The 21,509-nt window shown below is 37.7% G+C and carries 23 protein-coding genes; 21 read left to right on the top strand and 2 right to left on the bottom strand.

The window, feature by feature from the left end:
* The first annotated feature begins 21 nt into the window (after positions 1-21).
* The 7 genes from VEIT17_RS05730 (at position 22) to VEIT17_RS05700 (ending at position 8,113) form a co-directional block, all read left to right on the top strand.
* Positions 22-1,119, top strand: coding sequence for an NAD-dependent epimerase/dehydratase family protein (locus VEIT17_RS05730; protein WP_119208290.1), 1,098 nt, complete (start codon positions 22-24; stop codon positions 1,117-1,119).
* Positions 1,120-2,286, top strand: coding sequence for a nucleotide sugar dehydrogenase (locus tag VEIT17_RS05725; protein ID WP_119208288.1), 1,167 nt, complete (start codon positions 1,120-1,122; stop codon positions 2,284-2,286).
* A 36-nt stretch (positions 2,287-2,322) separates the two neighbouring features.
* Positions 2,323-2,769: a VanZ family protein gene (locus VEIT17_RS05720; RefSeq protein WP_178885195.1), complete on the top strand. Its 447-nt coding sequence runs from the start codon at positions 2,323-2,325 to the stop codon at positions 2,767-2,769.
* A 264-nt stretch (positions 2,770-3,033) separates the two neighbouring features.
* On the top strand, positions 3,034-3,837 hold the full coding sequence (locus tag VEIT17_RS05715) for a tyrosine-protein phosphatase (RefSeq protein ID WP_178885193.1): 804 nt from the start codon (positions 3,034-3,036) through the stop codon (positions 3,835-3,837).
* 243 nt (positions 3,838-4,080) lie between these two features.
* The gene (gene nrdD, locus VEIT17_RS05710) at positions 4,081-6,231 is read left to right on the top strand and encodes an anaerobic ribonucleoside-triphosphate reductase (RefSeq protein WP_178885191.1); all 2,151 of its coding nucleotides are present in this window, start codon (positions 4,081-4,083) and stop codon (positions 6,229-6,231) included.
* Positions 6,232-6,374: 143 nt separating this feature from the next.
* Positions 6,375-6,872 carry an anaerobic ribonucleoside-triphosphate reductase activating protein gene (nrdG, locus tag VEIT17_RS05705; protein WP_178885189.1) on the top strand — a complete coding sequence of 166 codons (498 nt, stop codon included), beginning with the start codon at positions 6,375-6,377 and terminating at the stop codon, positions 6,870-6,872.
* A 2-nt stretch (positions 6,873-6,874) separates the two neighbouring features.
* On the top strand, positions 6,875-8,113 hold the full coding sequence (locus VEIT17_RS05700; RefSeq protein ID WP_178885187.1) for a chloride channel protein: 1,239 nt from the start codon (positions 6,875-6,877) through the stop codon (positions 8,111-8,113).
* Positions 8,114-8,282: 169 nt separating this feature from the next.
* On the opposite strand, the gene VEIT17_RS05695 is transcribed toward VEIT17_RS05700, so the two are convergent.
* A complete protein-coding gene (locus VEIT17_RS05695) occupies positions 8,283-8,831 on the bottom strand; it encodes a gamma carbonic anhydrase family protein (protein WP_156719554.1) in 549 nt (182 codons plus the stop codon).
* 17 nt (positions 8,832-8,848) lie between these two features.
* On the bottom strand, positions 8,849-9,802 hold the full coding sequence (locus VEIT17_RS05690; RefSeq protein ID WP_156719553.1) for a nitronate monooxygenase: 954 nt from the start codon (positions 9,800-9,802) through the stop codon (positions 8,849-8,851).
* 536 nt (positions 9,803-10,338) lie between these two features.
* On the opposite strand from VEIT17_RS05690, the gene VEIT17_RS05685 reads away from it, so the two are divergent.
* The 14 genes from VEIT17_RS05685 to VEIT17_RS05620 all read left to right on the top strand — a co-directional run bounded on the left by VEIT17_RS05685 (position 10,339) and on the right by VEIT17_RS05620 (position 21,494).
* A complete protein-coding gene (locus VEIT17_RS05685; RefSeq protein ID WP_004693422.1) occupies positions 10,339-10,473 on the top strand; it encodes a rubredoxin in 135 nt (44 codons plus the stop codon).
* A gap of 101 nt (positions 10,474-10,574) precedes the next feature.
* Complete coding sequence (locus VEIT17_RS05680; RefSeq protein WP_156719552.1) at positions 10,575-11,087, top strand: YceD family protein; 513 nt, start codon at positions 10,575-10,577, stop codon at positions 11,085-11,087.
* 25 nt (positions 11,088-11,112) lie between these two features.
* The gene (rpmF, locus tag VEIT17_RS05675) at positions 11,113-11,289 is read left to right on the top strand and encodes a 50S ribosomal protein L32 (protein ID WP_004693428.1); all 177 of its coding nucleotides are present in this window, start codon (positions 11,113-11,115) and stop codon (positions 11,287-11,289) included.
* A 304-nt stretch (positions 11,290-11,593) separates the two neighbouring features.
* Complete coding sequence (gene fapR / locus VEIT17_RS05670; RefSeq protein WP_105085443.1) at positions 11,594-12,154, top strand: transcription factor FapR; 561 nt, start codon at positions 11,594-11,596, stop codon at positions 12,152-12,154.
* Between the two features lie 3 nt (positions 12,155-12,157).
* On the top strand, positions 12,158-13,186 hold the full coding sequence (gene plsX / locus VEIT17_RS05665) for a phosphate acyltransferase PlsX (RefSeq protein WP_156719551.1): 1,029 nt from the start codon (positions 12,158-12,160) through the stop codon (positions 13,184-13,186).
* On the top strand, positions 13,170-14,165 hold the full coding sequence (locus VEIT17_RS05660) for a beta-ketoacyl-ACP synthase III (protein WP_060924752.1): 996 nt from the start codon (positions 13,170-13,172) through the stop codon (positions 14,163-14,165). The genes plsX and VEIT17_RS05660 overlap by 17 nt, the downstream gene beginning before the upstream one ends.
* Before the next feature lie 15 nt (positions 14,166-14,180).
* A complete protein-coding gene (gene fabK / locus VEIT17_RS05655) occupies positions 14,181-15,125 on the top strand; it encodes an enoyl-[acyl-carrier-protein] reductase FabK (RefSeq protein ID WP_105094461.1) in 945 nt (314 codons plus the stop codon).
* 10 nt (positions 15,126-15,135) lie between these two features.
* On the top strand, positions 15,136-16,077 hold the full coding sequence (gene fabD, locus VEIT17_RS05650; protein WP_105085446.1) for an ACP S-malonyltransferase: 942 nt from the start codon (positions 15,136-15,138) through the stop codon (positions 16,075-16,077).
* A 1-nt stretch (position 16,078) separates the two neighbouring features.
* Positions 16,079-16,822 carry a 3-oxoacyl-[acyl-carrier-protein] reductase gene (gene fabG / locus VEIT17_RS05645; protein WP_105085447.1) on the top strand — a complete coding sequence of 248 codons (744 nt, stop codon included), beginning with the start codon at positions 16,079-16,081 and terminating at the stop codon, positions 16,820-16,822.
* 51 nt (positions 16,823-16,873) lie between these two features.
* A complete protein-coding gene (locus tag VEIT17_RS05640; RefSeq protein ID WP_004693441.1) occupies positions 16,874-17,104 on the top strand; it encodes an acyl carrier protein in 231 nt (76 codons plus the stop codon).
* A gap of 77 nt (positions 17,105-17,181) precedes the next feature.
* A complete protein-coding gene (locus VEIT17_RS05635; RefSeq protein WP_005386972.1) occupies positions 17,182-18,138 on the top strand; it encodes an NAD(P)H-dependent flavin oxidoreductase in 957 nt (318 codons plus the stop codon).
* Positions 18,139-18,174: 36 nt separating this feature from the next.
* A complete protein-coding gene (fabF, locus tag VEIT17_RS05630; protein WP_005386970.1) occupies positions 18,175-19,419 on the top strand; it encodes a beta-ketoacyl-ACP synthase II in 1,245 nt (414 codons plus the stop codon).
* Positions 19,419-20,156, top strand: a complete 738-nt coding sequence (rnc, locus tag VEIT17_RS05625; RefSeq protein WP_178885185.1) for a ribonuclease III — start codon at positions 19,419-19,421, stop codon at positions 20,154-20,156. The genes fabF and rnc overlap by 1 nt, the downstream gene beginning before the upstream one ends.
* A 195-nt stretch (positions 20,157-20,351) precedes the next feature.
* The gene (locus VEIT17_RS05620; RefSeq protein ID WP_178885183.1) at positions 20,352-21,494 is read left to right on the top strand and encodes an elongator complex protein 3; all 1,143 of its coding nucleotides are present in this window, start codon (positions 20,352-20,354) and stop codon (positions 21,492-21,494) included.
* Positions 21,495-21,509 lie beyond the last annotated feature (15 nt).

Below are 21,509 nucleotides of genomic sequence, written 5' to 3'. Positions count from 1 at the left end.
AGAACTATGAAAGGAGTACATATGCTTTCAAAAAATGTAGACTTAAACAACACGGTGATCCTAGTAACGGGAGCCGCTGGATTTGTAGGGGCTAATCTTGTTATGTCCCTGTTATCTGAAGCAGAAGGAACTCAAATTATCGGCATAGATTCTGTTAATGATTACTATGACGTGGCCTTAAAAGATTATCGATTGCAACAAATTGATGAGATGAGCAAAGATAATAAAAATACGTGGATATTTAAAAAAGGGAATATTGCAGATAAAACCTTTATTGAAGAAATTTTCTCTACCTATAAACCACGTGTTGTTGTTAATTTAGCAGCACAGGCGGGTGTGCGTTATTCTATTACGAATCCTGATGCTTATATTGAGTCTAATATTATTGGCTTTTACAATATATTAGAGGCTTGTCGTCATTCTTATGATAACGGTGAAAGTGGAGTAGAGCATTTAGTTTATGCATCATCGTCTTCTGTATATGGAGCGAATAAACAAATTCCATACTCTACAGATCATAAAGTAGATAACCCAGTTTCTCTGTATGCGGCTACTAAAAAATCAAATGAGTTATTGGCTTATTCTTATGCCAAGTTATATAACATTCCTAGTACAGGACTTCGTTTCTTCACTGTATATGGTCCTGCAGGGCGTCCTGATATGGCATACTTTGGTTTTACTAATACATTGCGTAGTGGCGGTACCATAAAAATCTTTAACTATGGTAATTGTAAACGTGACTTTACCTATATCGATGATATTGTAGAAGGCGTATCTAAGGTTATGTGCGCAGCACCAGAGCGTCGTAATGGTGCTGATGGGTTACCAGTGCCACCGTATGCTATTTATAATATTGGTAATAGTCATCCTGAAAATCTCCTCGATTTTGTACGTATTCTTTCAGAGGAATTAGTTTCTGCTGGTGTATTACCAGAAGATTACAATTTTGAAAACCATAAAGAATTAGTGGCAATGCAACCCGGTGATGTACCTGTCACTTATGCAGATACAAGTGCTCTAGAAGAAGATTTTGGATTCAAGCCGAATACATCTTTACGCGAAGGGTTACGGAAATTTGCTATATGGTATAAAGAGTTTTATATGACGGAGGGCAAATAAATGAAGATTGCAATTGCTGGGACCGGCTATGTAGGCCTTTCAAATGGTGTTTTATTAGCACAACATAATGAAGTAGTAGCCCTCGATATTATTCCTGAAAAGGTAGAAATGTTAAATCGCAAAGAGTCACCTATTGTAGATGCAGAATTGCAAGAGTATTTGGCTACTAAAAAATTAAACTTTAAAGCTACCTTGGATCCTGTAGAGGCTTTTACAGGTGCTGATTATGTTATTATTTCAACCCCTACTAATTATGATCCTCAAAAGAATTTCTTTGACACATCTTCTGTAGAGCAAGTTATCAAAACAGTATTAGATATCAATCCAGATGCTGTTATGGTTATCAAGTCAACAGTACCAGTTGGATATACAGCTCAAATGCGTAAAGAATTCGACACGGAGAACTTGATTTTCTCTCCAGAGTTCTTACGTGAAGGTAAAGCTTTATATGATAATTTACATCCTTCCCGTATTGTGGTAGGAGAAGACTCTAAAAGAGCTCGTTGCTTTGGTCAACTATTAGCTGATGGTGCCATCAAAGAAAATGTGCCTCAATTATATACGGATTCTACGGAAGCAGAAGCTATTAAATTATTTGCTAATACTTATTTAGCATTGCGTGTTGCTTACTTTAATGAGTTGGATTCTTATGCCGAAGTTCGTGGTCTTAGTACAAGCCAGATTATTAATGGTGTTTGTTTAGATCCTCGTATAGGCGATTTCTATAATAATCCATCCTTTGGTTATGGCGGTTATTGCTTACCAAAAGATACTAAGCAATTATTAGCCAACTATAATGATGTTCCGCAAAATTTGATTTCTGCTATTGTTGATGCTAATAGAACTCGCAAGGATCACATAGCAGATGTTATTATAGGAAAGAACCCAAAAATTGTTGGCATCTATCGCTTGACTATGAAAATGAACTCTGATAACTTTAGAGCATCTGCGATCCAAGGTGTAATGAAACGAATCAAAGCTAAGGGGATTGCAGTAGTTGTTTATGAACCGACTCTTGATGCAGAAGACTTCTTTAATTCTCCTGTGATTCGTAACTTTGAAGACTTTAAACGTGTTAGTGATGTCATAGTAGCTAACCGTTGGGATAAGAGTTTAGAGGATGTGAAGGATAAAGTTTACACAAGAGACATTTTTGACCGCGATTAATATGAGTATATGCATTATGGCGTTTAGGAGAGTACTATGAAACGTTGGATACTATATATCCTGTTAGGGCTAATAGTATTTTTTATATGGGATAATTCGATGCAGAATGGTGGATCATCAGATGGATTTAGTTTGCTTTTTGCAGAGACTTTGACTCCTATAGCAAATAAATTAGGCTTTCATGGAAATATATGGATCTTGAATAGGATTGTTCGAAAATTAGCTCATCTCACAGAGTTTACAATCCTTGGTAGTGTTTTATATGCGATTCTACGTCGATATATTAAATATGGTACAGTAATAAAAACGATAGGTTTAGGAATGTTGATAGCTTGTCTTGATGAATTTATACAATTATTCTCACCAGGTCGTAGCTCTCAGTTTTCTGATATTTTGATCGATACAGTAGGTATTTTTATTGGTATTTTAGTGGTAAAATTAGTCTATTATATCAGGTATAAGAGAAGTACATTTAAAAATTAAATTGTTAATAATATACAGATGAGTGAAAAATACCTCATAATCTTAGTGATTATGAGGTATTTTTAATGAAGATAATATGAAAATATAAATAATATATTAAATAAACACATTATAATTTATCTATTTTTATATAAAAATCACTATACAAGCTACTTTTCCCTTGATATAATCATGAATAGAAAATGAAAAATAAATGAGAACAACATGAAATTTATAAAGAGAACGATATCTATAAGGGGTTATCGTAAGTAGAAGGGAAAGAATATGAATCGCGTGGTTGACTTACATGGTTGCATTTTGCCAGCTGTGTTAGGGCCTCAAGGGCCACAAACAATGGCAGAATCAGTAAAAATGATAAAATCTTTGGCTGAACAAGGAATTACAGATATTTTCAGTACACCTGATGTAATAGTATCTATGGATATGAATACTTGGGATGAAATGGAAACAACATTGAATGATGTAAAACTTGCAGTAGGTGAGCAACAAGTAGATGTTACTATTCACAGTGGTGCTCGCGTTTTACTTTGTGATGAAATGGTTGAATATATCGTTGCTCATCGCAATCAGTATTTGTTGGGGAATAGCCATTTTATGTTAGTAGCATTACCTGAAAATAGTAAGGTTCACCATATTAATGCATGGTTGCTAAGCTTACTAGATATGGGCATTGTTCCTATCATTAGTGAAGTAGAAACGCATCGCCAATTATTTACAAAACCAGAACAGCTATTGGAATGGGTAGATAAAGGGATTTTAATTCAATGTAACATGGCATCCTTTAATCATAGTAATGCTAATTATCATAGAGCGATCGAATTATATCGTAATGGATTAATTCACTTCTTTGGCACTGGTTATTGTAATGAAAGTGATGTACAAGCGCATCAAGGGTATGTAGAAGCTATTTCTAAATTAGACAGTACATACAAAAAAGATTTGTTGCCAAATATTCATCTCAATGAGCGCGATCTTTTAGCTGATCGCACATTCTATCCTACTGTTCCTTCTAGTTGGGTAGGTCAAAAATCTAACTTCTTGACTCGTCTATTTGGGTTTACATTATAATTTAAATAGGTTCTTTTATTCATGCTATATTAGCATGGCTGAAAGAGCCTATTTTTACTTTATATAGTATTTGTTCTTGAAAACAACCACCATATATAGTATACTGAGTTAGCGGTAAAAATAGAGAGTTTACTAATAATTCTTTACATTTTTACATATAAATTTATAAAAGTATGGTATACCATACTTTTTTCTTTGTCATAACATATATTTCAGCGGTAACAAAATGGGGAGGTTGCCAATATGTTGCAGGTCATTAAACGGGATGGTACAAAGGTACCTTTCGACAAAAACAAAATTGCTTTGGCTATAGAAAAAGCCGAGCATAGTAGTACAGGGTTGTACGAAGAGGGGTTGGCACAGCGTATCGCTGATGAAATTGAAGAATATGCTACAAAGCTCCAAAAGGACATGACAATTTATGCTATTGAAGATCAAGTGTATTATAAGTTGATTGAGTATCATAATCCTGCAACGGCACGTGCCTATGAAGGTTACAAAGCTGTGCAAGCTTTTAAACGTCGTCAAAATACTACAGATGATGATGTAATTGGTTTATTAGACCGTAGTAATGTTAGCGTTCTCGACGAAAACTCTAATAAGGATGCTGCGATTGTATCTACACAACGTGATTTAATTGCCGGTGAAGTATCTAAGGATATCGCGCGTCGTAAGTTAATTCCTACAGATATTTTAGAGGCCCATGATAGTGGTGCCATTCACTTCCATGATATGGATTACATTATCCAGCCTATGTTTAATTGTTGCTTAATCAATTTGGAAGATATGCTTACAAATGGTACAGTTATCAATGGTAAGAAGATTGATACACCTAAATCATTCCAGGTTGCATGTACGGTGACAACACAAATTATTGCTCAAGTTGCATCTGGGCAATATGGCGGTCAAAGTATTAATGGTATTGATCGCATTTTGGCGCCATTCGTACGTAAATCTTACGAAAAAATCCTTAACAATGTTATTGAAGAACAAGTTGAGATTTACGGGATGGAACCAAATATGGAAAAGGCTCGTGAAATTGCGTGGAAACGTACGCGTAAAGAGGTTAAGGATGGCATCCAAACTATCCAATATCAAATCAATACATTGATGACTACAAATGGTCAATCTCCATTTGTTACGTTGTTCATGTATTTTAAACCTGATTATGAATACGCTAAAGAGGCTGCTCTCATTACAGAAGAGATTTTACGACAACGCATTAAGGGTGTAAAAAATGAAGCTGATGTATATATTACGCCAGCATTTCCTAAATTGATTTATGTTCTTGATGAACATAATGTAACGCCTGATAGTCCATATTACTATTTAACTGAACTTGCTGCACAATGTACGGCTAAACGCATGTATCCAGATTACATTTCCGCTAAGAAGATGAAGGAAAACTATGAAGGTAATGTATTTAGCCCAATGGGATGTCGTTCTTTCTTATCTCCTTGGAAGGATGAAAAGGGGAACTATAAGTTTGATGGTCGTTTTAATATGGGCGTTGTAAGTTTGAACTTACCTCAAATTGGTATCTTAGCTCGCGGTAGTGAAGAAAGATTCTTTGAAATTTTAGATAAACGTCTTGAATTAGCGGAAAAAGCATTACTATTACGTTACAACTTATTAAAGGATGTAGTAAGTGATGTATCGCCAATTCATTGGCAACACGGTGCTATTGCGCGCCTAAAAAAAGGAGAGAAAATCGCTCGCTTCCTTACTGGTGGTTATGCAACAATTTCTCTTGGCTACATCGGTATTTATGAAGCAACTCGATTGATTACTGGTCAGTCTAACACAGGTGAAAAAGGGCGTGTATTCGCCATGAAAATTATGGATCGTTTAAATGATGCCATCAATCTATGGCATGATAAACATAATCTTGGCTTTGGTTTATATGGTACACCTGCTGAAAGCTTAACAAATCGATTCTCTTCTCTCGATCGTGCTCGCTTTGGTGTAATTGAAGATATTACTGATAAAGGGTATTACACTAATAGTTATCACGTTAATGTTCGTGAAGAAATCAATGTATTTGATAAGTTTAATTTTGAATCTGAATTCCAAAAGAAGTCAACTGGTGGTTGTATCTCCTATGCAGAAATTCCAAATATGACTAATAATATTCCAGCCGTTTTAACTATGATTCAATATATTTATGACCATATTTCTTATGCTGAATTTAATACCAAGTCTGACTACTGTCACGAATGTGGTTTTGATGGTGAAATTAAGGTCAATGAAAATAATGAGTGGGAATGTCCTCGTTGCCATAACACAAACCGTGATAAATTAACTGTTATTCGTCGTACTTGTGGTTATTTGGGTGAGAACTTCTGGAATGAAGGCCGTACGAAAGAAATCAAAGATCGTGTAATGCATATCTAATAATAGATAGCATCACTGTTATTATTATAATTCTATACATGGTAAAAGCTGTGCCTAGCGCACAGCTTTTACTATACATGTGAAAAATTGAAATATATCTATATAGTGTTGATCATTTGATATGCACTACTATGGAGGTAATTATGAGATATGGGCAAATAAGACAATATGATATTGCCAATGGAGAAGGAATTCGTACATCTATCTTTGTGACTGGATGTACGCATTGTTGTTATAACTGCTTTAACGAAGAATACCAAGATTTTAATGCCGGTAAAGTATGGACACAAGCTGAAACAGATCTAGTTGTCTCTTATGTTAAGAATCCTAACTGCTCAGGTTTAACTTTATTGGGTGGAGAGCCTTTCCAAAATGTACAAGGTTTATTACCTGTAGTAAGAGCTGTACGAGGGGCTGCACCGGAAAAGAAAATTTGGGCCTATTCCGGATATGAAATAGATGATATTTTAGAGGATGAGTTGCGAAGTGCTTTATTACAGGAAATTGATATCCTCGTAGATGGTCGATTTGTAGATGAACTTAAAGATCCAGCATTACGATTTAGAGGTTCATCTAATCAACGTATTATAGATGTTAAGAAAACATTAGAAACTGGTGAAGTTGTGTTAGCAATGGAGTAGGTATGGCATTTGATAAACGTTTAATAGGTCTCATAATTGTTGTTGGATTTATAGCGGGATTAGTAGGGGCTTCTTATACACATTTAATGCATAGTATTCAGCATTTTGTATATCATTATTCTTCTGCAGATCATATGAGCTTTGGTGCTGCTGTAGCGCGAGTATCCCCAGTAGAACGATTGATACCACTTATTATTTGTGGTCTCATAGGTGGTGTGGGCTGGTTTCTTATTCACCGATATGGTAAAGGTGTTGTAGATATTAAAACTGCGGTTTCCGGTAAGATGGATATGAATCCTATCACTACTGTTTTACATGCAACCTTACAAATTATTACGGTAGCTATAGGTTCACCTTTAGGGCGAGAAGTAGCCCCTCGTGAAGCAAGTGCGGGGATTACAACTTTTTTAGTTAAGCACTTTGATATAAAACAAGAAGATCGCCAATTATTGATTGCTTGTGCTGCAGGCGCGGGCTTAGCAGCAGTTTATAATTCACCATTATCGGCGGCAATCTTTACCTTAGAAACCTTGCTCCTTACTTGGAATATACGCGCCATGAGTGCTGCACTTATATGCTGTGGATTAGCAACTTTTGTAACTCGACAAGCTGGTGTAGGGGATGTAATTCAATATACAATGGCTCAACCTAGCTTGGGCAGTCACTATGTAGAATTCTCTATCGCCTTGGGCGCTATTGTTGCTTTAGGTGTAGTTTTATTTAATATTACTCAAGGTAAGTTACCTTCTATTCATCGTAGCAGTCCTGTTATGATTCCAATATCTATCGTTGCGTTTACAATTATTGGTGCGTTAGCTATGTATTTCCCTGAAATTTTAGGGAATGGTAAGGCTGGGAACGAATTAACCTTTACTAATGATATTACATGGACTTATGCTCTAGGATTATTTGGTTCTAAGTGGGTAGCGGTATTACTCGCATTAGCAGCTGGAGCTTATGGTGGGCGTATTACTCCATCTATGATGTTGGGAAGTACGTTAGCCATAGTATTTGGTACTTTTTGGTCTATTGCTGTAGCTCCTATATCATTAGGTATGGCTGCCTTTATCGGTGCTGTAGCATTTTTAGGACTAGCACAGAAGATGCCTATGACATCTTGCGTATTTATGCTTGAGTTGACTAGATTTTCCGTAGAGATGTTATTCCCTATAGCGTTGACCATGGGTACAGCGCTCATGGTAGAACAAATTGTTCAGGACAAATTAAATACCGGTAAATAGTTTTCGAACTAGAGTATTTATCAATGTATCGTTTTGGATAGTCTACTAACTTATAAGGCTATATTTAGTTATTTTGAAAGCTAAGTTCTGTTTGCGATAAAAAATAAAAACGGATAGTTGTTTATCAACTATCCGCTTTTGTTTTTTTGTATAACTTTTGTATATGCATTTATACGATTTTAGCGTTTTTATCGTATTCCTCGCCACCTGCATCAGGAAGCATACCGTATTCAATAGTCCATAAGTGTTTATATTTTAAAGCTTGGTTGTGAATACGTTCGATTTGAGTTTCGTCTGTGCGAACAATACGAGCAGGAATACCTACGACTAAAGAGTTAGGTGGGATGACAGTGTTTTCTTTTACTACCGCACCGGCTGCAATAATAGAGCCAGAGCCAATATGACAACCACTTAATACAATGGCACCCATGCCAACTAACACATTGTCTTCGATTGTACTAGCATGAACGATGGCACCGTGGCCGATTGTTACATAATCGCCAAGGACGCATGCTTTATCGTCGTCTACATGTAATACAGAGTTGTCTTGTACATTAGAGTAACGACCTACTACAATCTTATTTACGTCACCACGAAGTGCACAGTTTTGCCAAATAGAAGCATATTCTTTAAGTTCTACATCACCAGCAAGTTCTGCACCGGGCATTACGCAACTTTTAGGATCTAATTTTGGATATTTTCCATGAAATGGTAACATATGGTACTCCTAATTTATTAAACAATTTCAAGAAGGCGTTGTGCCTTACGAATAGACATAATTGCTTCGTTCATTACAGTTTGAACAATTGTATGAGCTGGTTCAATAGCGACAAGACGATTCAAAGCTTGACCAACTTGTACCGCGCCGTTTACAACATCGCCATCGATAGCGGCGCGTTTATTAGTGCCTTGAGACATTTTTGTACGCTCTTCAGGTGTAGTAACACCATCAGTTTCTGCTGCTAAATAGCGAGTAGTAAATTCATTTTTTAAGCTGCGAACACCGCCGTGGCCAGAGAGAAGACCGGTTACAACAGAATCAGTATCTGTAGCTTTGATGATTGCTTCTTTCATATTTTGATGTGCTTGGCATTCTTCCGCTAGCAAGAAGCGAGAGCCCATTTGTACACCTTCCGCACCCATTAGTAGTGCAGCTGCAAGACCGCGACCATCTACGATAGAACCGGCAACTACTACAGGAATAGAGATTTCTGGTAAAATATTTTCCATTAAGGACATTGTTGTTTGGCTACCGATATGACCACCAGCTTCCATACCTTCTACGATCATCGCATCAGCACCTGCTTCTTCGATACGTTTAGCCAATTTAAGGGAAGGGACTACAGGAATAACTTTGATACCAGCCTCTTGGAGTGGTTTGATATATGGTACAGGATTACCAGCACCGAGTGTTACAAATGCAGGTTTTTCTTCGATAATAATATCGACTAACTCATCTTTATTAGGTGCCATTAACATGAGGTTAACACCGAAAGGTTTATCAGTTAACTCTTTACATGCACGAATTTCATTACGTGTCCATTCAGCATCACGACCACCAAGGGCGATAACACCTGTTGCGCCAGCATTAGCAACGGCAGCTACTAATTTGTGTTCAGATACCCAAGCCATAGCACCTTGGATAATAGGGTATTCAATTTGTAAAAGTTCTGTTAAAGCTGTTCTCATAAATCCTCCTATGATAACAATATAAATGATGATTTCTCTAGTTAATATTTCATATTAAGAAGGTAAATATCTTATTATGAGTATATTGCATAGAAAAGTAAGAGTTCATAAGTACATACTTATATAATATGTTATTAATTTAGATGTTTTAGAATATAGAGTGTGACCATATTCTCTTCTATATATAATAGTATAATATATAAATTATGTACACCTTGGGTAGTAGTTGATTTACTTAATATACCAAAAATAATTGGTATAATAATTATTTTTGGTATTGAAACATCGAAATGATGGAGGAGTGTGTTGGTTCATATTTAGGTCTAAATCCCTATAAATGATAATGCGTTTCAAATTATGGAGTAGCACAAATCCGCATATTATATATGCTTTATAAATATTATAAAAAATGAGAAATTAAGAAAATGAGTATTGAAAAGTTTCGATATCTTTGATATACTACATTACAGATAGAGTATCTGAATTATAAAAGATAAACATTAAACAATAATTTTCAAGTGAAGGAGGAAATACTCATGGAAAAATACGTATGCGTAGTATGTGGTTGGGTTTATGACGAAGCTGTTGAAGGCGTAAAATTCGAAGATCAACCAGCTGATTATGTTTGCCCAATTTGCGGTGTTGGTAAAGACCAATTCGAAAAAATGTAATTGACTTACCAAAAAGACTATCTTGAGTCCGCTTAAGATAGTCTTTTTTATTTGACAAAGCACTATGTCATGTTTATAATATTATGAGTCGAGGTAAGATTATGAAACTGCAAGTAGAGCAAGCAAAAGAACATATAGGAAAGAAATTTCCTTATAGCTATACGATACCATCCTCTGAGCTTGGTGACGTAACTGCTTTTCCTTGGAGCCGTCATGATATAACCATTAATGGTGAGTTTTGGTTTGATGGTCAAAATTACATCGTTCAAGGTTCGATAGAGTCTAAAGGCGATTACGAATGTTCTCGTTGTTTAACTACAACAGAGCAAGATCGTAAGGATTCCTTTGAGGAAATCTTTAGTGACTCTAGAGAGGCTACTGATGATGTGATTCCTTTCGATGGAGAGGAAATTGACTTAACCGAACTAATTAGGGATACATTAATCATCAATGAGCCCTCTCAAGTGTTATGTCAGGATGATTGCAAAGGATTGTGCGTTCATTGCGGAGCAAATTTAAATGTTTCACCTTGTTCTTGTGAATCCTTTGTGGTGGATCCTCGATTCGCAGAGTTACGTGCTTTGCTTGATGAGAAAGATGATAGATTGTCCTAATGATTGTACTAAGGAGGTGCAGATAATGGCAGTACCTAAGCGTAGATTGTCTAAATGCCGTCGCGATCGCCGTCGTGCTAATTGGAAATTGGAAGCTCCTGGTTATGTAGCATGCCCACAATGCCACGAACCTAAGATGCCTCATCGTGTTTGCCCTACATGTGGTCACTATAAAGGTGAGCAAGTAGTAGCTAATGCTTAATATGTGAGCTAAAAAAAGACGCCTACTGTAGTAGGCGTCTTTTTTGTATACTTTTAGTAATATATAACTTAATATACTTGATATGCATTAGTCAGTGCCATTATTTTATAGTAATATAAAACTGTAGAATAGTGGCATTTTTTATACTTTTATAAACAAAAAGATACTTAAATATAAAATAATAACTATATTTGGTATATATGTGCAAAATCTGTTACTATATGTATGAAAAGCCTTGCAAATAAGGGAATTATTGTATATACTTAGGATGTAATATTAATACTAGGTCATAAAAGGTGGTCCCATGAGTCGGTTAAAGAAGCAAGAGCGCCAAAAGCAGTTACAAGAAAAACTGAATATTACGCCATTTCTTACTGATGAAGAATTGGCTACACACTTTAATGTAAGTGTGCCAACGATTCGTCTGGATCGTCTAGAGTTGGGCATTCCTGAATTGCGTGAACGCATACGCGTCATGGCTACAGGTCAATCACAAGAAGCGGTAGAACATGTACCGTACGAAGTGGTTGGTGAACTGATCGATGTTACGGAAGGCCAACAAGCATTATCAATGCTACGTACTACTTCTGACATGGAAGATCGATTTGGACATGTAGAGCCACAGTATTTATATGCTCAAGCAAATTCCCTCGCAAAGGTAGTCATGGGGACTACTGTTTGTTCTGCGGAGGTTGGAAATATAAAATATAAAAATCCAGTTGGAGCTGGTACTAATCTGGTGGCAAAAGCAGAAATTGTGCGTCGCCGTGGTAATAAGTTCTTTATTTGGGTCATTATAAGAGATAAAATAAAAGAAGTATTTCGCGCAAAATTTATTATGGAATCCGTAGAGAATAGGGTGTAGATTATGAAAATTGCAATAGACGCCATGGGTGGCGACTTTGCTCCATTGGAGACTGTACTAGGATCCATTGAAGCCGTACGAGCAAATGAACACATTGAAGTGGTGCTCGTCGGCGATGAGCAGCAAATTTTTAATATATTAGAAGCTAGGAATGAAGCTAAGAATCCACGCATTTCTGTACACCATGCCAGTCAAGTTATCGGTATGGATGAGCATCCAGGACAAGCATTGCGTAAGAAAAAGGACGCATCCATTGTGGTAGCAACATCTTTAGTTCGTGATAATGCTTGCGATGCCGTGATTGCTCCTGGTAGTACAGGTGCAGCTGTAGCAGCTGCATTGTTTGGCCTCGGTCGTATTAAGGGGGTTGATCGCCCGGTTATTGCAACTCCGATGCCAACAGTTAGTGGTATTACTGTTATGTTAGATTCTGGTGCTAACTCAAATAGTAAACCAAAACATCTTGTACAAGGTGCATTGATGGGTTCTGAATATGCAAAACTTTTATTAGGTAAAGAAGAACCTACAGTAGGGTTATTAAATATTGGCGAAGAAGCCACTAAGGGGAACGATGTCGTTCTAGCCACATATCCAATTTTGGAACGTATGAAAACTATTAACTTCAAAGGTAATATTGAAGGCCGTGATATTCCAAAAGGGGTCGTAGATGTTGTTGTTTGCGATGGTTTTGTCGGTAATGTGGTACTTAAATTTGCAGAAGGCTTGGTAACAGGTCTTACACAATTAGTAAAGGATAGCATTATGGCAGGTAGTATTTTTGCCAAAATTGGTGCTATGCTTGTAAAGCCAGCTTTAAAAAAGATGGCAAAACGCTTAGATCACACAGAAAATGGTGGTGCTCCACTCTTAGGGGTTAATGGGGTGTTTATGATTGCTCATGGTAGCTCCAAAGCTAAAGAGATTAAAACTGCTATTGAAATTGCTAGTGATTTAGTAGAACGTAAAATTATTCAACACATAAGAGAAACAATGGATATTGAAGGAGCCTTGAAGTATGACTATGATGAGTAAACCGGTTGGAATCATTGGTACTGGGAGCTTCCTTCCTGACAATGTAGTAACAAACTTTGATCTAGAAAAAATGGTTGATACCAATGACCAATGGATTAGAGAACGTACTGGTATTGAGGAACGACGCATTGCACCGGAAGGTATGAATACATCCTATATGGCGACTGAGGCAGCAAAAAAAGCTATGCAAATGGCTAAGGTTAGTGCCGAAGATATAGACGTGATTATTTTTGCTACCTTAACACCGGATATGATTATTCCTTCAGCCGCTTGTGTATTACAAGCAAATTTAGGCGCTAAGAATGCAGCGGCCTATGATTTACAAGCTGCATGCTCTGGCTTTGTATATGGATTGATTACTGCAGCTAGCTATATTAGCTCCGGTTTATACAAAAAGGTGCTCGTTGTGGGCGCTGAAATTCTCTCCCGTCGAGTAAATTGGAACGATCGTAGTACAAGTATCCTCTTTGGTGATGGCGCTGGTGCCGCAGTAGTATCTGAAGTCCCTGAAGGTTATGGCATTAAAGGTGTTGATATGGGTGCCGACGGTACTGGTGGTCCATCTCTTTGTATTCCTGCAGGTGGTACAGCCGTAGTTGCCAATGACCAACGCATTGAAGAAGGTTTAACATTCATTCATATGGATGGTTCTGAAGTATATAAATTTGCTGTTAAAACGATGGGGCGTACTGTTTTAAAATCTTTAGAACGAGCTGGAATGGAACTTAATGAGTTGGATTTCTTTATTCCACATCAAGCAAATATTCGTATTATTGATTCGGCTGCAAAACGCTTACATATGCCGATGGAAAAAGTATTTGTTAATTTACATAAGTATGGTAATACATCTGCCGCGTCTGTAGCGATAGCTTTGGACGAAGCTAATCGTGAAGGGCGTTTCAAACGCGGCGATAATGTTGCGTTTGCAGGATTTGGTGCAGGCCTTACATGGGCTAGCCTTGTCTTGAAATGGTATTAAGGAGGACACATCAAGATGATTAAGACTGACATTTGTGATTTATTGCAGATTGAGTACCCAATCTTACAAGGTGGTATGGCTTGGCTCGGTACTGCAGAATTAGCGGCAGCTGTTTCCGAAGCGGGTGGCCTTGGTATCATTGGGGCTGGTCATATGCCTCCTGATATTTTCCGTAATGAAATTCACAAATTAAAAGAGCGCACAAACAAACCATTTGGTTGTAATATTATGCTCATGTCTCCATTTGTTAAAGAAGTTATGGAAGTAGTTGTGGAAGAACGCGTTCCTGTAATTACAACAGGTGCTGGTAATCCTGGCGTGTATATTCCAGCTTTAAAAGAAATCGGTACTAAAGTAATTCCTGTAGTTGCTTCCGTATTACTTGCAAAACGCTTGTTGCGCGGTGGTATTGATGCAATTATCGCAGAAGGTACAGAATCTGGTGGTCACGTAGGCGATATTACTACTATGGCATTGATTCCACAAGTAGTAGATGCTGTAGATGTTCCAGTTATCGCAGCTGGTGGTATTGCTGATGGCCGTGGTATGGCTGCAGCCTTTGCATTAGGCGCTCAAGCAGTACAAATGGGTACGCGATTCGTATTATCCGAAGAATGTATTGCTCATGAAAACTATAAAAATGCAGTATTGAAAGCAAAAGATCGTGCCACTGTTATGACTGGTTTAACAACAGGTCACCCTGTACGTATCATTGATAATGCATTAGCTCATAAATATAAATCCCTTGAATTTAGCGGTGGTTCCAAAGAAGATTTAGAAAACTTAGGTGCAGGCACACTTCGTAAAGCTGCTATTGAAGGTGATGTAAAAGAAGGCTCTGTAATGATTGGTCAAATCTCTGGCATGTTAACAGATGTTAAACCATGTGCAACTATTATCAAAGATATCATGGCTGAAACTGAAACTGTAATTAAAAAACTTCAAGGTCTTGGTAAATAAGGAGGCCCTTATGAAAACAGCATTTGTTTTTCCTGGTCAAGGTTCCCAAAAAGTAGGCATGTTACAAGATTTGTACAATGCATATCCTATTGTGAAACAACGTTTTGAAGAAGCTGACGAAGCGCTTGGTTATTCTATTTCCAAATTGTGCTTTGAAGGCCCTGATACTGAACTTGTTAAAACTGCTAATACACAACCGGCTATCTTAACTGCATCTGTAGCTTGCTATGAAGTTCTTAAAGAACAAGGCTTTACACCTGATATCGTAGGTGGTCATAGTCTTGGTGAATACAGTGCTCTTGTAGCGGCAGGTGTATTGAATTTTAAAGATGCTGTGTATGTTGTTCATAAACGCGGTGAATATATGCAAGAAGCTGTGCCATTGGGCAAAGGTGCTATGGCAGCAATTCTAGCTTTACCTCGTGAACAAGTTGTAGAAATTTGTAAAGAGGTTAACGATTCTGTTGGTTCTGTGCAAGCAGTTAACTTCAACTGCCCAGGTCAAATTGTTATTGCTGGTGAAACAGCAGCGGTAGAAACTGCAGCAGAAAAGATGAAAGAAGCCGGTGCAAAACGTGCTGTTATGCTTCCTGTAAGTGCTCCATTCCACAGCCGTTTGATGGAACCTGCAGCTCTTCGTTTAAAAGAAGAGTTGGATAAAATCGAAGTGAGCGATGCTCAAATTCCTGTAGTGGCAAATGTGACAGGTAAAATTTTGACTAATGCAAACGATATTAAAGAGTCCTTAGTTACACAAGCTGCAAATCCTGTATTGTGGGAAGACTGCGTAGCTGAAATGGTTAACTTTGGTGTAACTCGATTCGTTGAAGTAGGTCCTGGTAAAGTACTTACTGGCTTTACTAAAAAGATCAATAAAGATATGGAATTAGCCAATGTTGAAGACATTGCATCCTTAGAGAAAACGCTTGAATTTTTGAAAGGGGTTCGATAAAATGCATTTAGAGGGTAAAGTAGCCATTGTAACTGGCGCATCCCGTGGCATTGGTCGCGCTGTAGCTATCAATTTAGCACAATCTGGTGCTGATGTGGTAGTTAACTATAGCGGTAGCGAAGGTGCAGCTCAAGAAACTGTTGAAGCTGTACAAGCTTTAGGCCGTAAAGCCATTAAAATTAAAGCCAATGTAGCTAATGCTGATGAAGTTGCAGCTATGGTGGAAGAAGCTCATAAAGAGTTTGGTCACATTGATATTCTCGTAAATAATGCGGGTATTACGCGTGATGGTTTATTGATGCGTATGAAAGACGAAGATTTTGATGCTGTTATAGATATCAACCTTAAAGGTGTATATTTAGTAACTAAAGCAGTATCTAAAATCATGATGAAACAACGTTCTGGTCATATTATCAATATGACATCTGTTGTAGGCGTTATGGGTAATGCAGGTCAAACTAACTATGCAGCATCTAAAGCTGGTGTAATTGGTTTTACTAAATCCTGTGCTAAAGAATTAGCAAGTCGTGGCATTACTGTTAATGCTATTGCACCAGGATTTATCAATACTGATATGACTGATGTATTACCAGAAAAAGTTAAAGAAGCTATGGTTGCAGAAATTCCATTGGGCCGTATGGCTAATGCTGAAGAAGTAGCGACAGTAGCAACATTCCTTGCTAGCGATTTTGCTAACTATATTACAGGCCAAGTCATCAATGTAGATGGCGGTATGGTGATGTAGTTTCAAAATTAGACTATATATAAATACACTTTGAAAGGAGGTGAACCACCAATGAACACTTTCGATAAAGTAAAAGCAATCGTTGTGGAACAATTAGGCGTTGATGAAGCTGAAGTTACCATTGATTCTACATTCATCGACGACTTAGGCGCTGACTCCTTAGATATCGTTGAATTGATCATGGCATTCGAAGAAGAATTCAATGTTGAAATCCCTGACGATGTTGCAGAAAAAATCAAAACCGTTAAGGATACAGTAGAATATATTGATTCTGCTAAATAAGCTGTAAAGCTGACAATTCAGCCGTACGGGAGGCCGAGTGGCCTCCCAACCGGTTTTATTTACAGGAGGATTTGATAGTGAAGCTCCCTGAACTTCGCATTGGGAATCTAGTGGCCAAAGTACCTATTATTCAAGGTGGTATGGCGATTAGATTGTCTACAGCTCGCTTGGCGGCAGCCGTTGCAAATGAAGGTGGTATCGGCCTTATTGCAGCATCCGGTTTGCCGTTTGATGAATTACGATACGAAATACAATTAGCTAGAAAATTATCACCTACGGGTATTATTGGTATAAATGCGATGGTAGCCGCAACACAATTTGCGGGCTTAGTTAAAACTGCCATCGAAGAGGGCATTGATCTTGTAGTAGCAGGTGCTGGTTTTTCAAGAGATATGTTCGCAATGGGCAAAGAGTCTGGTACGCCAATCGTACCAATTGTTTCGTCCGCAAAATTAGCTCGCATTTCTGAAGGTTTAGGTGCAGCAGCAGTAATCGTAGAAGGCTGCGAAGCTGGTGGCCACTTGGGGACGGATCGTTCCGCTCGAGAAATCGTTCCAGAGGTTGTAGCTGCTGTTAAAAACATTCCAGTTATTGGTGCTGGTGGTGTTCTTGATGGTCGTGACATCGTAGAAATGTTGAAATTAGGTGCTAGTGGCGTTCAAATGGGTAGCCGTTTTGCTGCTTCTGATGAATGTAATGCATCTGACGAATTGAAAAAAATGTATGTACGGGCTACTAATCCTGAGGATATTGTATTAATTCAAAGTCCTGTAGGTTTGCCTGGACAAGCAATTAAAAATAAATTTGCTGAATCTGTATTAGACGGTACTGTAGCACCTCCAACGGTGTGTGATAACTGTTTGAAACATTGTTCCCATAAATTCTGTATCATCCGTGCTCTTTCTCGTGCACAACAAGGTGATGTGGAAACAGGTTTGGTGTTCTCTGGCAATAATATGAGAAAAGTCGACAAGATTATGCCAGTTAAAGATATCTTTGCTCAACTAAAACAGCAAGTAGCAGAGATTGATTAATTTAAAAGGGCTGTATAGCTATAAGAGGTGGAATAATTGGAAAAACGTGTAGTAATTACTGGCTTAGGGGCAGTGACTCCTGTAGGTATCGGTAAAGAGAACTTTTACAATGCGTTATTGGCAGGTCAATCTGGTATTGGGCCAATTACACGCTTTGATGCATCTGACTATGCAACGCGTATTGCTGGTGAAGTAAAAGATTTTGATGTTACAAACTATGGCGTAGACAAGAAAGAAGCTCGTCGTATGGACCGTTCTGTAGAATTGGCTATCGGTGCTGCTGTTCTTGCTTGTGAAGATGCTGATCTTGATTTAGATAAACAAGATTTAGATCGTTGTGGTACTGTAGTTGGTACTGGTATTGGCGGTATCGACTCCATCCATGAAGTATATGAAACATTATTCGAAAAAGGTCCTGGCCGTGTAAGTCCATTTGCAGTTCCTATGATGATTGCCAATATGACATCTGCACGTGTATCCATCCGTCTTGGCCTTAAAGGTCCTGTTATTACAGACGTAACAGCTTGTACTTCTGGTACAAATGCTATTGGCGATGCTTTCCGTATTATCCAACGTGGTGATGCTGATATTATGTTTGCCGGTGGTACTGAAGCGGCTGTATCTCCTGCAGCTGTAGCTGGTTTCGCAGCTATGAAAGCTATGTCTACACGCAATGACGAACCAACAAAAGCATCTCGTCCATTTGACCGCGATCGCGATGGTTTCGTAATGGGTGAAGGTTCTGGTATCGTTGTTCTTGAAGAATTAGAACACGCAAAAGCTCGTGGTGCTCATATCTACGCTGAAGTTGTAGGTTATGGTACTAATGGCGATGCTTACCACATTACTGCACCAGCTCCAGGTGGTGTACAAGCTCGTAAATGTATGGAATTAGCAATTAAAGATGCAGGTATCGATCCTAAAGACGTTAACTACATCAATGCTCATGGTACATCTACTGGCCTTAATGACAAAAATGAAACATTGGCTATTAAAGAATTATTCGGCGATCATGCTAAAGACATCGCTGTTAACTCTACAAAATCCATGACAGGTCACTTGTTAGGTGCTGCTGGTGCTATCGAAACTATCGTTATGGCGATGGCTATCGAAACTGGCAAAGTTCATCCTACAATCAACTGTGACAACCCTGATGAAGGTTTGGATCTTGACTATGTTCGCGAAGGTGCACGTGACCTTCAAGTTAAATGTGCTCTTTCCAACTCTTTCGGTTTTGGTGGTCATAACGGTACACTTTGCGTACGCCGTTATGAAGGCTAATGGTAGCTGTTGAAGCGCATAAGAGTAAGATGACACAAGCTCGTGAAGAATCTCTTCATGGGCTTGTTGCTCGTTTAGACATACCTGTGTCAGATATATCCATTTTAGATTGTGCTTTTACACATACATCTTATGCGAATGAACATAAATCAAAGCATATTAATCACAATCAGCGATTAGAGTTTTTAGGCGATGCTGTTTTGGATCTTATTATTGGGGAATACCTATTTAAGACATATCCAGACATGGCCGAAGGTAATTTGACGAAAATTAAGGCCGCTACAGTGTGTGAGGATTCTTTAGCATCTGTAAGTCGTTCTTTGCAATTGGGGCAATATTTATTGCTCGGTCATGGTGAATGTGCTTCTGGTGGTAATAATCGTAATTCTATTTTAGCGGATACCTTTGAGTCTCTCATTGGTGCTATCTATATTTCTACAGATTACCAAACGGCGATGAACTTCGTTTTAAAACATCTCATTACTTATATCAAGCAAGCTTTAGAAGGTAAACGGGGCAAAGATTATAAAACCTTGTTACAAGAATATGTGCAACGGGATGGTGATAAACATATCGTCTATCGTTTGCTCAGTGAAAGTGGTCCCGACCATGCTAAGACCTTCCATATGGTGGTCGAAATCAATGGTGTTACTTACGAGGCAGGCTCTGGTAAAAGTAAAAAAATTGCAGAACAACATGCGGCTCAATTAACGTTAGAAAAGTTAATGGACAAATAGAAAAGCGCCTAATGGCGCTTTTTTCTGTATAATAGTATATAGAATAGTAAATATATTTATCTTATAATCGTTGTATCGAAAGCCTTATATCTTAATATATTAATTACATATCATAAGGATTAAATACATGGATATTAATATATTAATATAAAAGGTTTTGGCTGAGTTTATTTTATATAAGAAAGGAGAGTGACTATGAAACCATTTGGTATGATAACTTTTTTTATACCTCATGTAGGGTGTCCTTATGTATGTACATTTTGTAACCAGTCCCGTATTACAGGTCAATCTGGTATTAGTCACCTAACACCGGATTATATAAAAAAAACGATTACAGATTATGTGGGTAAAAAACGAAATGATAAGTTTTGGGAGGTCGCCTTTTATGGAGGCTCTTTTACAGCCATTCATCACGATTTGCAACATACCTTATTAGCGCCAGCTTATGAGATGTTACAACAGGACATAATCGATGGTATACGTTGCTCTACACGGCCTGATGCTGTTGGGGATGAGGCTATCTCATTGTTACAATCCTATGGCGTAAAAACAGTAGAGCTTGGCGTACAATCTATGAATGATGGTATTTTAGTCGATGCTAAGCGCGGTCACACAGCACAAGAGGTAGTAGATGCTGTTGCGCGATTAAAGCGACGTGGAATGACTGTAGGTGTTCAGCTTTTACCAGGATTAAAAGGTGAAACTTGGGAAACCATTCTAGAAACCGCTATTGCTGTAGTTAAACTAGAACCAGATTTTGTTCGAATCTATCCTGTTCTTGTTATAGAAAATACAGAACTAGCAGATCAATATAGATCTGGTGAATATGAGCCATTAAGTACTGAACAAGCTATTAAATATTGTACATTCTTAAAGGAATGGTTTGAACAGCATAATATTGAAGTTATACGTACAGGATTACAAAGCACGGAAGAGCTCGATTCAGGCAATAGTTTAGTAGCAGGTCCCTATGAACCTGCTATGGGTGAGCTCGTTGTAAATGAACAATATAAACAACGTATTGAAAGATGTATTGATGAACATCTTTCTTTAGAAAATTTATTAGGAAAGCAAAATGATTACAATTTTTCTCATTTTGATTGTTACCATACCCATAAGGTAAAATGTAGATCTTATTCGGATAGTGGTAATATTTTGATGAAACATAGGATTGTAATTTCTTATCCTAGAAGCAGTACATCAAAGGTTCGAGGTCTCAAAAATCGCAATATTTTATATTTCCAAGAAACATATCCTCAATTTAGCATAGATTGGTGTGAAGATAATACGAGAAATACTGTTCGTTGCTGTATTGATGGCCTACAATATATGTTATAATAAAAGATATGATTA

Origin of the sequence: Veillonella nakazawae (genome assembly GCF_013393365.1) — a bacterium.
In the GTDB taxonomy this organism is placed as follows: Bacteria; Bacillota; Negativicutes; order Veillonellales; family Veillonellaceae; genus Veillonella; species Veillonella nakazawae.
This window is presented reverse-complemented; position numbering and strand designations above follow the sequence as displayed.